Source organism: Streptomyces sp. NPDC048142 (assembly GCF_043202835.1).
Classification (GTDB): Bacteria; Actinomycetota; Actinomycetes; order Streptomycetales; family Streptomycetaceae; genus Streptomyces.
In genome coordinates this window covers 141349-156431 of the sequence record NZ_JBIDBC010000009.1, presented here as the reverse complement: position 1 = coordinate 156431, position 15083 = coordinate 141349, and the positions used below count along the sequence as shown (strand labels likewise).

Annotated in this window: 12 protein-coding genes and 1 tRNA gene; 3 read left to right on the top strand and 10 right to left on the bottom strand. The window is 67.2% G+C overall.

Going from position 1 to position 15083, the window contains the following annotated elements; all coding sequences use genetic code 11:
- The first annotated feature begins 2 nt into the window (after nt 1-2).
- From ACGF2Y_RS14705 to ACGF2Y_RS14695, 3 genes are all read left to right on the top strand, one after another.
- A complete protein-coding gene (locus tag ACGF2Y_RS14705) occupies nt 3-254 on the top strand; it encodes a hypothetical protein (RefSeq protein WP_392946547.1) in 252 nt (83 codons plus the stop codon).
- A complete protein-coding gene (locus ACGF2Y_RS14700; RefSeq protein ID WP_336678868.1) occupies nt 241-501 on the top strand; it encodes a hypothetical protein in 261 nt (86 codons plus the stop codon). Before ACGF2Y_RS14705 ends, ACGF2Y_RS14700 begins: the two co-directional genes overlap by 14 nt.
- A gap of 173 nt (nt 502-674) precedes the next feature.
- Nucleotides 675-1607 carry a L,D-transpeptidase gene (locus ACGF2Y_RS14695; RefSeq protein ID WP_392946544.1) on the top strand — a complete coding sequence of 311 codons (933 nt, stop codon included), beginning with the start codon at nt 675-677 and terminating at the stop codon, nt 1605-1607.
- A gap of 68 nt (nt 1608-1675) precedes the next feature.
- Here the strand turns inward: ACGF2Y_RS14695 and ACGF2Y_RS14690 are convergent, their stop codons facing one another.
- The 10 genes from ACGF2Y_RS14690 to ACGF2Y_RS14645 all read right to left on the bottom strand — a co-directional run bounded on the left by ACGF2Y_RS14690 (nt 1676) and on the right by ACGF2Y_RS14645 (nt 15046).
- Nucleotides 1676-5575, bottom strand: coding sequence for a DNA-directed RNA polymerase subunit beta' (locus ACGF2Y_RS14690; protein WP_392946542.1), 3900 nt, complete (start codon nt 5573-5575; stop codon nt 1676-1678).
- Nucleotides 5576-5673: 98 nt separating this feature from the next.
- A complete protein-coding gene (gene rpoB, locus ACGF2Y_RS14685) occupies nt 5674-9159 on the bottom strand; it encodes a DNA-directed RNA polymerase subunit beta (RefSeq protein WP_392946539.1) in 3486 nt (1161 codons plus the stop codon).
- A 640-nt stretch (nt 9160-9799) separates the two neighbouring features.
- Nucleotides 9800-10183: a 50S ribosomal protein L7/L12 gene (rplL, locus tag ACGF2Y_RS14680; RefSeq protein ID WP_392946536.1), complete on the bottom strand. Its 384-nt coding sequence runs from the start codon at nt 10181-10183 to the stop codon at nt 9800-9802.
- Nucleotides 10184-10267: 84 nt separating this feature from the next.
- On the bottom strand, nt 10268-10825 hold the full coding sequence (rplJ, locus tag ACGF2Y_RS14675) for a 50S ribosomal protein L10 (RefSeq protein ID WP_003966997.1): 558 nt from the start codon (nt 10823-10825) through the stop codon (nt 10268-10270).
- Between the two features lie 273 nt (nt 10826-11098).
- Nucleotides 11099-12016, bottom strand: a complete 918-nt coding sequence (locus tag ACGF2Y_RS14670) for a hypothetical protein (protein ID WP_392946533.1) — start codon at nt 12014-12016, stop codon at nt 11099-11101.
- 170 nt (nt 12017-12186) lie between these two features.
- Nucleotides 12187-12909, bottom strand: coding sequence for a 50S ribosomal protein L1 (gene rplA, locus ACGF2Y_RS14665; RefSeq protein WP_007445923.1), 723 nt, complete (start codon nt 12907-12909; stop codon nt 12187-12189).
- A gap of 80 nt (nt 12910-12989) precedes the next feature.
- Nucleotides 12990-13424 (bottom strand): 50S ribosomal protein L11, encoded by a 435-nt coding sequence (rplK, locus tag ACGF2Y_RS14660; protein ID WP_007445924.1) that lies wholly within the window; start codon nt 13422-13424, stop codon nt 12990-12992.
- A 176-nt stretch (nt 13425-13600) separates the two neighbouring features.
- On the bottom strand, nt 13601-14506 hold the full coding sequence (gene nusG / locus ACGF2Y_RS14655) for a transcription termination/antitermination protein NusG (RefSeq protein WP_392946531.1): 906 nt from the start codon (nt 14504-14506) through the stop codon (nt 13601-13603).
- 73 nt (nt 14507-14579) lie between these two features.
- Nucleotides 14580-14867 (bottom strand): preprotein translocase subunit SecE, encoded by a 288-nt coding sequence (secE, locus tag ACGF2Y_RS14650; protein WP_215107274.1) that lies wholly within the window; start codon nt 14865-14867, stop codon nt 14580-14582.
- A gap of 106 nt (nt 14868-14973) precedes the next feature.
- Nucleotides 14974-15046 (bottom strand) — tRNA-Trp (locus ACGF2Y_RS14645).
- Nucleotides 15047-15083: the final 37 nt, after the last annotated feature.

Below are 15083 nucleotides of genomic sequence, written 5' to 3'. Positions count from 1 at the left end.
CCGTGTCCGACGCCACCCGGCGTACCGTCCGCACCCTGGTGCAGACGGCCGTCGCCCTTGCCCTGCTCCTGCCCGCGCTTGTCGACGCGGCCGGCCTCTCCGCGGCCCTGCCCGGGGTCGCCGGGGCCCTGGCCGTCGCGGGGGCGCTGACCCGAGTGATGGCCGTGCCCGGATTGCAGACGCTGCTCCCCGCCTGGCTGCGCGCCGACCCGCCCGATGCCCCACGGCCAGGAGTCGCCCATGAACGAGACTGATCCGAACAACCCGGTCGCCGTCGCGCTGGAGCTGGAGCGCCTGCGCGGCTCGCTGGAAGCCGGCTTCGCCCGCGCCGACGGCCAGCTGGCGCTGCTGGTGCAGCGCAGCGACCAGACCGACAAACAGCTCGCGGACCACGAGGTACGCCTCGACACGCTGGAGCGGTCCCGCTGGCCGCTGGCGAGCATCGGCGCGCTCACCGCGGCCGTCGGCGTCGCCGTCGTCCTGTGGGAGACCGTGCGATGACCGCGCCGGGACGGCCCCGCACGGGCCGTCCCGGGCTTCCCGGCCCGTCATCAACTAGAGTGCGTCGCGCACTGGTTGGACCGGCGGGCCCCAGAAACGCCCTCCCCGCGGAATCCGACGAGCGCACCGCCCCCACACCTCCGGCCCGTCCTCCCGCCACCCAGGAGCACCACGTGCAGGTCGTGTACCGTCCCGCCCACACCGTCCTCATCGCCGCAGGAGCGCTGCTTCTCGCCTCCGGCTGCGGCTCCGGGGCGACCGACGAGGAAGCGGCGGCCCCCGCGCCCGCGGCTTCCGTCGAGACCGCCGAGGAGAGCGCGAGCGCGACGCCTTCGCCCTCCTCCTCGGCCTCCCCGTCCCCCTCCGCGTCCGCCTCGGCGTCCGCGCGGTCCTCGCCCTCCCCCTCGGCGTCCGCGTCCCCCGCCACCGCGGCGTCCGCCTCCCCGAAGGCCTCCAGGAGCCCCGCGCCCCAGGAAGGGCCCGCCGCGGCCCCGCAGCAGAAGCCCGCCGCGCCGGCCTTCCCCGTGCCGGTCCGGCTCGGCGACGCCACGCAGCTGATCACGGTCCGGGCCAACGGCTCGTACGCCACCGTCACCGCCTGGCAGAAGGGCGCCTCGGGCTGGAAGCCGGCGATCTCCACGACAGCCGGCCGGGTCGGGTCGAACGGGGTGACCAACGGTGCGACGCGGCGCCAGAACACGTACACGACCCCGTCCGGCACCTACACGCTCACCCAGGGCTTCGGCCTCCGGGCGGGCGGCACCTCCATGCCGTACACCGTCGTCGACAGCAGCCACTGGTGGGTCCAGGACCCCGAGTCGGCTTACTACAACTCCCTGCGCACGGAGGCAGAGGCCGACTTCCCGCTGACCGAGAAGGGCGAGCGCGGCAGCGAGCACCTGGTGAACTACCCGACGCAGTACGCCAAGGCCCTGGTCATCGACTTCAACCGGTGGCCCGCCGTGCCCGGCCGCGGCGCCGGGATCTTCCTCCACGTCAACGGGAACGGGGCCACGGCCGGCTGTGTCTCCGTCCCCCGGGCCACCATGGACCGGATCATGAGCTGGATCAAGCCCTCCGCCCAGCCCCGCATCGCCATCGGCTGACTCCCGCCCCGCCCCACGCAGAAGGGCGCCCACCCCGCACGCGGGATGGGCGCCCTTCTCACTCACTTCTACTGGTTGTACGGACCGTAGTCGTAGTCCTCCAGCGGAACGGCCTGGCCGGAGCCGGTGCCGAACGGCGAGTAGTCGATGTCGTCGTAGCCGACGGCCGAGTACATCGCGGCCTTGGCCTCCTCGGTCGGCTCGACCCGGATGTTGCGGTAGCGGGAAAGGCCCGTACCGGCCGGGATGAGCTTACCGATGATGACGTTCTCCTTGAGGCCGATCAGGGAGTCCGACTTGGCGTTGATCGCCGCGTCGGTCAGGACCCTGGTCGTCTCCTGGAAGGACGCCGCCGACAGCCACGACTCGGTGGCGAGCGAGGCCTTGGTGATACCCATCAGCTGCGGACGGCCGGAGGCGGGGTGACCGCCCTCGGTGACCACACGACGGTTCTCGGTCTCGAACTTCGACCGCTCGACCAGCTCGCCCGGAAGCAGCTCCGCGTCGCCGGACTCGATGATCGTCACACGGCGGAGCATCTGCCGGATGATGATCTCGATGTGCTTGTCGTGGATCGACACGCCCTGCGAGTTGTAGACCTTCTGGACTTCGCCGACCAGGTGGACCTGGACCGCACGCTGGCCGAGGATGCGCAGCACGTCGTGCGGGTTGGTGGCACCCACGGTGAGCTTCTGGCCCACCTCGACCGGGTCGCCCTCGCCCACGAGCAGACGGGCACGCTTCGAGATCGGGAACGCCGTCTCGTCGCTGCCGTCGTCCGGGGTGACGACGAGCTTCTTGGTCTTCTCGGTCTCCTCGATCCGCACGCGGCCCTTGGCCTCGGAGATCGGGGCGACACCCTTGGGCGTACGGGCTTCGAAGAGCTCGACGACTCGGGGCAGACCCTGGGTGATGTCGTCACCGGCCACACCACCGGTGTGGAAGGTACGCATCGTCAGCTGGGTGCCGGGCTCACCGATGGACTGGGCGGCGATGATGCCGACCGCCTCACCGATGTCGACCAGCTTGCCGGTGGCGAGCGAGCGTCCGTAGCAGAAGGCACAGGTGCCGACCGCGGACTCACAGGTCAGGACCGAGCGGGTCTTGACCTCCTCGACGCCGGCGCCCACCAGGGCGTCGATCAGGACGTCACCGAGGTCGACGTTGGCAGGCGCGATGACCTTGCCGTCCACCACGACGTCCTCGGCGAGCATGCGGGCGTAGACCGAGGTCTCGACGTCCTCCGTCTTGCGGAGCACGCCGTCGGCGCCCTTGACGGCGATCTTCAGCTTGAGGCCGCGGTCGGTGCCGCAGTCCTCCTCGCGAATGATCACGTCCTGCGAGACGTCCACCAGACGACGGGTCAGGTAACCCGAGTCGGCGGTACGCAGGGCGGTGTCCGCCAGACCCTTACGGGCACCGTGCGTGGAGATGAAGTACTCCAGAACGGTGAGGCCCTCGCGGAAGGACGCCTTGATGGGACGAGGAATCGTCTCGTTCTTGGCGTTCGACACCAGACCACGCATACCCGCGATCTGACGCATCTGCATCATGTTTCCTCGGGCACCCGAGTCGACCATCATGAAGATGGGGTTCGTCTTCGGGAAGTTCGCGTTCATCGCCTCGGCAACCTCGTTGGTCGCCTTGGTCCAGATCGCGATGAGCTCCTGCGTGCGCTCGTCCTTGGTGATCAGACCGCGCTCGTACTGCTTCTGGACCTTCTCGTCCTGGTCCTCGTAGCCCTTGACGATGGCCTTCTTGGCCTCGGGCACGACGACGTCGGAGATGGCCACGGTGACGCCCGAACGGGTCGCCCAGTGGAAGCCCGCCGCCTTCAGGTTGTCGAGCGTCGCCGCCACGATGACCTTGGGGTAGCGCTCGGCCAGGTCGTTGACGATCTCGGAGAGCTGCTTCTTGCCCACCGAGTAGTCGACGAACGGGTAGTCCTCGGGCAGCAGCTCGTTGAAGAGCGCACGGCCCAGGCTGGTCCGCAGCCGGAAGGTGTCGCCGGGCTGGTACTCCGGCTCACCCTCCTCGGCGACCGGCGGCACCCAGCCACGCGGCGGCATGGTGCCGACCGGGAAGCGGATGTCGACCCTCGCCTGCAGCGACAGCTCGCGGGCGTCGAAGGCCATGGTGGCCTCGGCCGTGGAGCCGAACGCGCGGTCCGTGCCCTTGACGTTGCGGCCTTCCTCGTCCGTGGTGAGGAAGAAGAGACCCAGCACCATGTCCTGGGTCGGCATGGTGACGGGACGACCGTCGGCCGGCTTCAGGATGTTGTTCGAGGACAGCATCAGGATGCGGGCCTCGGCCTGCGCCTCCGCGGAGAGCGGCAGGTGCACGGCCATCTGGTCACCGTCGAAGTCCGCGTTGAACGCGGTGCAGACGAGCGGGTGGATCTGGATGGCCTTGCCCTCGACCAGCTGCGGCTCGAAGGCCTGGATGCCCAGGCGGTGCAGGGTGGGCGCACGGTTCAGCAGCACCGGGTGCTCGGCGATGACCTCTTCGAGGACGTCGTACACGACGGTGCGGCCACGCTCGACCATGCGCTTGGCCGACTTGATGTTCTGCGCGTGGTTCAGGTCCACCAGGCGCTTCATCACGAACGGCTTGAAGAGCTCCAGCGCCATCGCCTTCGGCAGACCGCACTGGTGCAGCTTGAGCTGCGGACCGACGACGATCACGGAACGCGCGGAGTAGTCCACACGCTTGCCGAGGAGGTTCTGGCGGAAACGGCCCTGCTTGCCCTTGAGCATGTCGCTCAGGGACTTCAGGGGACGGTTACCGGGACCGGTGACCGGGCGACCGCGGCGGCCGTTGTCGAACAGCGCGTCGACGGCCTCCTGCAGCATCCGCTTCTCGTTGTTCACGATGATCTCGGGGGCGCCGAGGTCAAGGAGACGCTTGAGGCGGTTGTTGCGGTTGATCACCCGGCGGTACAGGTCGTTCAGGTCGGAGGTCGCGAAGCGGCCACCGTCCAGCTGCACCATCGGACGCAGGTCCGGCGGGATGACCGGCACGCAGTCGAGCACCATGCCCTTGGGCTTGTTGCTGGTCTGCAGGAACGCGGAGACGACCTTGAGGCGCTTGAGCGCACGGGTCTTCTTCTGGCCCTTGCCGGTACGGATGATCTCGCGGAGGCGCTCGGCCTCCTCGTCGAGGTCGAAGGACTCCAGGCGCTTCTGCAGCGCGGCGGCGCCCATGCAGCCGTCGAAGTACGTGCCGAAGCGGTCACGCAGCTCGCGGTAGAGCAGCTCGTCGCCCTCCAGGTCCTGGACCTTGAGGTTCTTGAAGCGGCTCCACACCTCGTCGAGGCGGTCGATCTCGCGCTGCGCACGGTCGCGCAGCTGCTTCATCTCACGCTCGGCGCCTTCGCGCACCTTGCGGCGCACGTCCGCCTTGGCGCCCTCGGCCTCCAGCTCGGCCAGGTCGGTCTCGAGCTTCTTGGCGCGGGCCTCCAGGTCGGAGTCGCGGCGGTTCTCGGTCTGCTGGCGCTCGACGGAGACGTGGGCCTCCAGGGACGGCAGGTCGCGGGTACGACGCTCCTCGTCCACGAACGTGATCATGTACGCGGCGAAGTAGATGACCTTCTCGAGGTCCTTCGGCGCGAGGTCCAGCAGGTATCCGAGGCGCGAGGGGACGCCCTTGAAGTACCAGATGTGGGTGACGGGAGCGGCAAGCTCGATGTGGCCCATCCGCTCACGACGCACCTTGGCGCGAGTGACCTCGACGCCGCAGCGCTCGCAGATGATGCCCTTGAAGCGGACACGCTTGTACTTGCCGCAGTAGCACTCCCAGTCCCGGGTCGGACCGAAGATCTTCTCGCAGAAGAGTCCGTCCTTCTCGGGCTTGAGCGTGCGGTAGTTGATGGTCTCCGGCTTCTTCACTTCGCCGTGTGACCAGGTCCGGATGTCGTCCGCGGTGGCAAGGCCGATCCGCAGCTCGTCGAAGAAGTTGACGTCGAGCACTTGTCGTCAATCCCTCTTTCGGGGTCTCGTCTCAATCAATGGTCTGAACGGGTCCGGGGAGGGCCGGCCGCCTCGGGATGAGGCGGCCGGCCGGCCCGTCAGACCTCTTCGACGCTGCTCGGCTCGCGCCGGGACAGGTCGATACCGAGTTCCTCCGCCGCGCGGAAGACGTCCTCGTCCGTGTCGCGCATCTCGATGGACATGCCGTCCGAGGACAGCACCTCCACGTTGAGGCAGAGCGACTGCATTTCCTTGATGAGCACCTTGAAGGACTCGGGAATGCCGGGCTCGGGGATGTTCTCGCCCTTGACGATGGCCTCGTAGACCTTCACGCGGCCGGTCACGTCGTCGGACTTGATCGTCAGGAGCTCCTGGAGGGCGTATGCGGCGCCGTAAGCCTCAAGGGCCCACACCTCCATCTCACCGAAGCGCTGACCACCGAACTGTGCCTTACCACCCAGCGGCTGCTGGGTGATCATGGAGTACGGGCCGGTCGAACGCGCGTGCAGCTTGTCGTCGACCAGGTGGTGCAGCTTGAGGATGTACATGAATCCGACCGAGACCGGGTCCGGGAACGGCTCGCCGGAGCGGCCGTCGAAGAGCTGGGCCTTGCCGGAGGGCTGGACCAGCCGGTCGCCGTCGCGGTTGGGGATCGTGGCCTGGAAGAGGCCGGTGATCTCGTCCTCGCGCGCACCGTCGAAGACGGGCGTGGCGACGTTGGTGCCGGGGGCGACCTGGTCGGCGCCGATGGCCTGCAGGCGCTGGGCCCACTCGTCACCGAGGCCGGAGACGTCCCAGCCGCGGCTGGCGAGCCAGCCGAGGTGGATCTCCAGGACCTGTCCCGGGTTCATTCGGGACGGGACACCCAGCGGGTTGAGGATGATGTCGACCGGGGTGCCGTCCTCCAGGAACGGCATGTCCTCGATCGGCAGGATCTTCGAGATGACGCCCTTGTTGCCGTGACGGCCGGCGAGCTTGTCACCATCGGTGATCTTGCGCTTCTGCGCGACGTAGACGCGGACCAGCTGGTTCACGCCCGGCGGCAGCTCGTCGCCCTCTTCGCGGTCGAAGACGCGGACGCCGATGACCTTGCCGATCTCACCGTGCGGCACCTTCAGCGAGGTGTCGCGCACCTCGCGCGCCTTCTCACCGAAGATCGCGCGGAGCAGCCGCTCCTCCGGCGTCAGCTCGGTCTCACCCTTGGGCGTGACCTTGCCGACGAGGATGTCGCCGGCGACGACCTCGGCACCGATCCGGATGATGCCGCGCTCGTCGAGGTCGGCGAGGACCTCTTCGGAGACGTTCGGGATGTCCCGGGTGATCTCCTCCGGGCCGAGCTTGGTGTCACGGGCGTCGACCTCGTGCTCCTCGATGTGGATCGAGGAGAGGACGTCGTCCTGCACGAGGCGCTGCGACAGGATGATCGCGTCCTCGTAGTTGTGACCCTCCCACGGCATGAACGCCACGAGCAGGTTCTTGCCGAGGGCCATCTCACCGTTCTCGGTGGCCGGTCCGTCGGCGAGCACCTGGTCGGCGATGATCCGGTCGCCCTCGGCGACGACGACCTTCTGGTTGACCGAGGTGCCCTGGTTGGAGCGCATGAACTTGGCGATGCGGTACGTGGTGTACGTGCCGTCGTCGTTCGTGACGGTGATGTAGTCCGCGGAGACCTCCTGGACCACACCGTCCTTCTCCGCCTTGAGGACGTCACCGGCGTCGGTGGCGCAGCGGTACTCCATGCCGGTGCCGACCAGCGGGGCCTCGGACTTGATGAGCGGCACCGCCTGCCGCATCATGTTCGCGCCCATGAGGGCACGGTTGGCGTCGTCGTGCTCCAGGAAGGGGATCATCGCGGTGGCGACGGACACCATCTGGCGCGGCGAGACGTCCATGTAGTCGACGTCCGTGCCGGGCACGTAGTCGACCTCTCCGCCACGACGGCGGACCAGGACGCGGGGCTCGGTGAAGCGCAGCTCCTCGGAGAGGGTCGCGTTCGCCTGGGCGATGACGTAGCGGTCCTCCTCGTCGGCCGTGATGTAGTCGACGTCATCGGTGACCTGGCCGTCGACGACCTTGCGGTACGGCGTCTCGATGAAGCCGAACGCGTTGACGCGGCCGTACGAGGCGAGCGAACCGATCAGACCGATGTTCGGGCCTTCGGGGGTCTCGATCGGGCACATGCGTCCGTAGTGGGACGGGTGCACGTCTCGGACCTCGAAGCCGGCCCGCTCACGGGAGAGACCACCCGGGCCAAGAGCCGACAGGCGGCGCTTGTGGGTGAGACCCGACAGCGGGTTGTTCTGGTCCATGAACTGCGACAGCTGGCTGGTGCCGAAGAACTCCTTGATGGAGGCGACGACCGGCCGGATGTTGATCAGGGTCTGCGGCGTGATCGCCTCGACGTCCTGCGTGGTCATGCGCTCACGCACGACGCGCTCCATCCGCGCCAGGCCCGTACGGACCTGGTTCTGGATGAGCTCGCCGACGTTGCGCAGACGACGGTTGCCGAAGTGGTCGATGTCGTCGGTCTCGACGACGATCTCCCGGCCGGACTCACCGGTCGTCTCGGTCTCACCGGCGTGCAGCTTGACCAGGTACTTGATGGTCGCGATGACGTCGTCGCTGGTGAGCACTCCGGCGTCCAGCGGCTCATCGGCGCCGAGCTTCTTGTTCACCTTGTAGCGGCCGACCTTCGCGAGGTCGTAGCGCTTCGGGTTGAAGTAGAGGTTCTCGAGCAGCGTCTGAGCGGCCTCGCGCGTCGGCGGCTCGCCCGGACGCAGCTTGCGGTAGATGTCGAGCAGTGCGTCGTCCTGGCCCTGGGTGTGGTCTTTCTCCAGGGTGGCGCGCATCGACTCGTACTCGCCGAACTCCTCCAGGATCTGCTCGGTGCTCCAGCCGAGCGCCTTGAGGAGGACGGTGACCGACTGCTTGCGCTTGCGGTCGATGCGGACACCGACCATGTCGCGCTTGTCGATCTCCATCTCCAGCCAGGCACCCCGGGACGGGATGATCTTGGCGGAGAAGATGTCCTTGTCGGACGTCTTGTCGATGGAGGAGTCGAAGTAGACACCCGGCGAGCGGACCAGCTGCGACACGACGACACGCTCGGTGCCGTTGATGACGAAGGTGCCCTTGTTGGTCATGAGCGGGAAGTCGCCCATGAAGACCGTCTGGGACTTGATCTCGCCGGTCTCGTTGTTGGTGAACTCGGCCGTGACGAAGAGCGGCGCGGCGAACGTGAAGTCGCGCTCCTTGCACTCGTCGATCGAGTTCTTCGGGGGCTCGAAGCGGTGGTCGCGGAACGTAAGCGACATCGACCCGGAGAAGTCCTCGATCGGTGAGATCTCCTCGAAGATCTCCTCCAGGCCGGACTTGGTGGGGACGTCTTGTCCACTGTCCAGAGCAGCCTCGACGCGAGCCTTCCAGGCGGCGTTGCCCAGGAGCCAGTCAAAGCTCTCGGTCTGCAGCGCGAGGAGGTTCGGAACCTCGAGGGGCTCCTTGATCTTTGCAAAAGAGATGCGCAGCGGGGCGGTGCTGGCACCGTTGTTCGTATTCGCGGTCGAGGCGTTGCGCGAGGCGGCCAAGAGGGGGTCCTTCCGAGGGCTCGGACTCACTACGCGCGTACCGGTCCCACCCTGGGCATATAGACAGACCGTTCCGAATCGGTCGCAATACGACCAGGTCGGAGGGGGTCGGCCATCGATGCTTCAGCGTGGGCATGCCCCTGGTGACGGGCAGGAGGCAGCTAACAGGCAGCGCAAAGGGTCAGTGTAGCCAAGCGGCACACTGATGTCCAGTCGGGGTTCTCAGAGACCCACGTTGCTCTCAACAGCTGTTCTCAACACCTATGTCTAGCCCTGGTCCTCGCGCGGGGTGCGCACTTCCTTACTGCCCTCTTCACTCTCGATCCATGCCTCGGATACGGATCGAAGTGATGACGCGTCCTGAGAATTGCGCGCCGCGTCCGGTTCGTCAAGGCCCGCCGGTCCGATCGGATCTCCAGGAGCCTTCACCAGCCACCCCCGTGGCGCCCGCAGGACGCCCCTGAGGGGCCTGCGAGAGGCGCACGGCGAAGATCACCCTACTCGTCGTCGGCGGAAGAGCAAGGCACCCGCCACGGGCACGCCGAAGGGCGACCACCCGGATGGGTGATCGCCCTTCGGTGAGGAGATGTCACCGCCTTACGGCGGGGACGGCCTCGGGAGAGTCAGAAGACTCTCGAAGTCACTTGACCTCGACGGAAGCGCCGGCGGCCTTGAGGGACTCGGCAGCCTTCTCGGCGGCCTCCTTGGCGACCTTCTCGAGGACCGGCTTCGGGGTGCCGTCGACGAGGTCCTTGGCCTCCTTGAGACCCAGCGAGGTCAGCTCACGCACGACCTTGATGACCTGGATCTTCTTCTCGCCGGCACCGGTGAGGATGACGTCGAACTCGTCCTGCTCGGCCTCGGCCTCGACCGGGGCGCCACCAGCGGCGGGACCGGCGACGGCGACGGCCGCGGCGGCGGTGACGTCGAACTTCTCCTCGAAGGCCTTCACGAACTCGGAGAGCTCGATGAGGGTCATCTCTTCGAACTGCGCGAGCAGGTCGTCCTGGGACAGCTTCGCCATGATAGGCGTCCTTCCACTATTCGGCAGGTGCCGGATGTATATGTCGGCGGGCGTACGTGGAGCCCGCTGGACCGCTGAGCGAAATTACTCGGCGGCCTCGGCGGGAGCCGGAGTACCGGCACCGCCCTGCTCTTCCTTCTTGGCACGAAGAGCTTCCGCGGTGCGGACGAACTTGGAGGGCAGGGCCTGGAAGACCTGCGCCGCCTGCGTCTGCTTGCCCTTGAAAGCACCGGCCAGCTTGGAGAGCAGAACCTCGCGGGACTCGAGGTCCGCGAGCTTCTTGATCTCATCGGCGGACAGCGCCTTACCGTCAAGGACACCGCCCTTGATGATGAGGTTGGGGTTGTCCTTGGCGAAGTCACGAAGACCCTTCGCCGACTCCACCGGGTCACCGGTGACGAAGGCAACCGCCGTCGGACCCGAGAACAGGTCGTCCAGCGTGTCGATCCCGGCCTCGTTGGCCGCAATCTTGGTCAGCGTGTTCTTCACCACGGCGTACTGGGCGTTCTCACCGAGCGAACGGCGCAGCTCCTTGAGCTGTGCCACGGTGAGACCCCGGTACTCGGTCAGCACGGCGGCGTTCGAGCTGCGGAACTGGTCCGTCAGCTCGGCTACCGCGGCAGCCTTGTCGGGCCTTGCCATGAGCGTCGGCCTCCTTCCGGGTGATGAGGACCGCTCAGAAGGGGCCGGGAAAGACGAAACGCCCCAGCACAGGTGCCAGGGCGCGGCTCGACCGAACAGAGTCCGGGAGCGTTCCACAGTCACCTGCGCAGGTCGTCCGATCTAGCGGAACCTTCGGTCACCGTCCCTCTGACGAGGCACAGCGACGACCAGCGGTCTTTGGCTTCTTGGTGAGAGTACGCGACCGGATGCGGGACGGGCAAATCCGTCCCCGTTCGTACCGTGCGGGAGGTGTCAGGAGGCACCGCCCGGGGTACCGCCCTGCTGCTTCAGCAGCTCCTTGAAGTCCACGGCGTCCGAGGCCGCCGGCTTCTCGGAGGGGACCTCGGTGCCGTAGTCGCTGTAGAAGAGCGTCGAGTTGAACGTGCCGGTCTTCATCTCGCCGCGCTCGGTCTTCTTCACCAGCAGATCGTTCTTGTCGACCCAGATGTCGACGGTCTGGGTGGTCACCCCGGCCAGCGTGAGCTGCTCCTTGAACTCGGCCAGCTGCTCGGCGTCCAGGTTGCTGTTCTTCGCGCTCAGCTCGGCCACGTCGACCGTGCCGGAGTAGTGCGTCGCGGGGACCCCGCGGACGTCCTCCTGACCGACCTTCTTGACGTCGCCGGAGGCCAGCAGCGCCTTCACGCCCTGCTCGGGAGTGCTGTTCTGGATCTGGTCCTTCATGACGTCGCCGGAGGCGCCGCCCAGCTCGGCGAGGTCCTTGTAGGAATACCGGATCCAGTGCTTCCCGCCGGTGTTGGCCGCCATGGCGTCGCCCATGTTGGCGTAGTACTCGTTCTTGAAGTACCGCGCCTGGACCGATCCGTCGCCGCCGGTCTGCTTCAGGGCGTCGCCCATGGTGCCGCCGGTGTACGTGATGGTCAGCGCGCCCGAGAGGCCGTCGGCCCAGCCGATGGCCCCGGACTGCTTCATGGACATGACGCTGCCGATCTCGGTGGTGCCTTCGACCTTCGCGGACTGGGCGCCGCCGGTCTTCTGCTGCACCTGCGTCAGCGCGGCCACGGGGCTCGCCTTGCCGACCGCACCCGCCTTGTCCTTGCCGGAGCCACTGGAGCCCCCCGAGCTGTCGGAGCCGCTACAGGCCGCTATCGACGTCAGTGCCGCCGCGGCGGCCAGAGCCGTGCCCATGCGCCGTACCGTGCTCGTCCTCATCTGACGGTCCACCCCTCGTATCGTCTGTCGTCCCCCGCACAACAGTGGCACAGGGCACTGACAGACATGAATCCTTACGGATACGAGGACGGGCCCCGCACCTCGAAAGGTTGCGGGGCCCGTTCACACAGAGCACGCGTACGACGCGGCTACCGGGTGAGCACGGTGGCTCAGACGGAGGCCGGGTCCTCCTCGACGAGGAGGTTGCGGGTGCGGTTGGCGTCCAGCGGGATGCCGGGGCCCATCGTGGTGGCCAGGGTGGCCTTCTTGATGTAGCGGCCCTTGGCGGCGGACGGCTTCAGACGGAGGATCTCGTCCAGCGCCGCTGCGTAGTTCTCCACCAGCTTGGTCTCGTCGAACGAGGTCTTGCCGATGATGAAGTGCAGGTTCGAGTGCTTGTCGACGCGGAACTCGATCTTGCCGCCCTTGATGTCGTTGACAGCCTTCACGACATCGGGGGTGACGGTGCCGGTCTTCGGGTTCGGCATCAGACCACGCGGACCGAGCACGCGGCCCAGGCGGCCGACCTTGCCCATGAGGTCCGGGGTCGCGACGACGGCGTCGAAGTCCAGACGGCCCTTCGCCACCTCGTCGATGAGCTCGTCGGCGCCGACGATGTCGGCTCCGGCGGCTTCCGCGGCCGCTGCACGGTCACCGGTCGCGAAGACCAGGACCCGGGCGGTCTTGCCGGTGCCGTGCGGGAGGTTCACGGTGCCGCGGACCATCTGGTCGGCCTTGCGCGGGTCGACACCCAGGGCGAAGGCGACCTCGACGGTGCTGTCGAACTTCGTGGAGGCGGTGTCCTTGGCGATACGGACGGCCTCGAGCGGGGCGTAGTTGCGCTCCCGGTCGATCTTGGCGTCCGCAGCGCGGAGGTTCTTGCTGCGCTTCACTTCTACTCCTGTGGTTTCAGAGTGTGGAGTCGTGGTGCGGACCAGCGCTTGGTCCTACCACTGGGGGTTACGGGGCTGAATCAGCCTTCGACCGTGATGCCCATGGAGCGGGCGGTGCCGGCAATGATCTTCGACGCGGCGTCGAGGTCATTGGCGTTCAGGTCGGGGAGCTTCGTCGTGGCGATCTCGCGGACCTGGGCGGCCGTCAGCTTGGCGACCTTGGTCTTGTGCGGCTCGCCGGAGCCCTTGTCCACACCCGCGGCCTTGAGGATCAGCTTGGCGGCCGGCGGAGTCTTGGTGATGAAGGTGAAGGAGCGGTCCTCGTAGACCGTGATCTCCACCGGCACGACCATGCCACGCTGCGACTCGGTCGCGGCGTTGTAGGCCTTGCAGAACTCCATGATGTTGACGCCGTGCTGACCGAGCGCGGGGCCGACCGGCGGGGCCGGGTTCGCCGCACCGGCGTTGATCTGAAGCTTGATAAGCCCCGTGATCTTCTTCTTCTTGGGAGGCATTGCTCTCTCCGGGTCCTATGAGAGTGTTTCGCCGCCGATTCCGGTCATCCGGATGGAGGCATACCGCACAACGATAACGGGTATAGCCGTGCGACCAAAAACCCAGCAGGTCAGAGGGGCTTTGCAGCCCCTCTGACCTGCTGGGTAGGCATGTGACCAGAAACCGGCGGGAAGCGCTAGTTCTTCTGGATCTGGTCGAAGCTGAGCTCGACCGGGGTCTCGCGGCCGAAGATCTCGACGAGGCCCTTGACCTTCTTCGAGTCGGCGTTGATCTCGTTGATCGTGGCCTGCAGCGTGGCGAACGGGCCGTCGGTGACGGTGACCGAGTCGCCCACCTCGAAGTCCAGCACCTGGACCTCGACCTTGCGGGACGGAGCCGGCTTGCCCTCGGCTTCGGCGGCCTCGCGGGCGGCCTTCTCCTCGGCCTCCGGGGCGAGCATCTTGACGATCTCGTCCAGGGTCAGCGGGTACGGGTCGTAGGCGTTGCCCACGAAGCCGGTGACGCCCGGCGTGTTCCGCACGACGCCCCAGGACTCGTTCGTCAGGTCCATGCGCACCAGCACGTAACCGGGGAGCTTGTTCTGCCGGACGTTCTTGCGCTCGCCGTTCTTGATCTGGACGATTTCCTCCTCAGGCACCTCGGCCTGATAGATGAACTCCTCCACGTTCAGCGAGACGGCGCGCTGCTCCAGGTTGGCCTTCACGCGCTTCTCGTAACCGGCGTACGTGTGGATGACGTACCACTCGCCGGGGAGACCGCGGAGCTCGTCGCGCAGGGCGGTGACGGGGTCGACGGGGGCGGCCGGCTCGGCCTCTTCCTCGTCGGCGCTCTCGTCGTCGGCCTCGACCGCCTCGGCGGCCGTCTCCTCGACGGCTTCGGCGGCTGCCGTGTCCTCGTCGGACTCGTCCGACGTGACGTTCACGGCGGCCTGCTCGGCGGGCCGGCCCGCGGCGACGTCGGCGGCCTCGGCCTGGTCCGGGTCCACGGAGTCAGCAGCCTCAACGATGTCGAGCTCGTCCTTGGCGGACTCGAAGGCGCCAGCCTTGGGCTCGACGGCGTCGTTCAGGTTCGGGTCAGACACGATGGCTGCTTCTTCCTGGATACAAAGGGGTGGAACGTGCGAAAGGGCGCCGGGTCGGACGCCTTCCGCGAGATCAGCCGAAGACGTACTTGATGACCCGGGCGAAGCCCATGTCGAGAACGGTAACAAGACCGATCATGACGACGACGAACACGATCACCACGGAGGTGTACGTCGTCAGCTGGCTGCGGGTCGGCCAGACAACCTTACGAAGTTCGGCGACGATCTGGCGGTAGAACAGCGCGAGCCGACCCAGAGGGCCCTTCTTGCCGCGCTTGCCGCCCTTCCGAGCCTTCTTCTTCGACTCGGGAGCTTCATCCTCAGCATCAGGCATGTCGATGGAGCCCACGGCGTCCGTCACGCTACTCACCTGATTCCGGGTCGTGGCCGTGCCGCGCCCGGTGGAGCCGCACGGCTGTGCAATGAAGTACGTACATGCGCACACATCCTGGCGAAGGAGTGTGTAGCAGGGCCGGAGGGACTTGAACCCCCAACCGCTGGTTTTGGAGACCAGTGCTCTACCAATTGAGCTACGACCCTTTGTGGTTTCCACCAACCTACCGCATCTTCCCCGGTG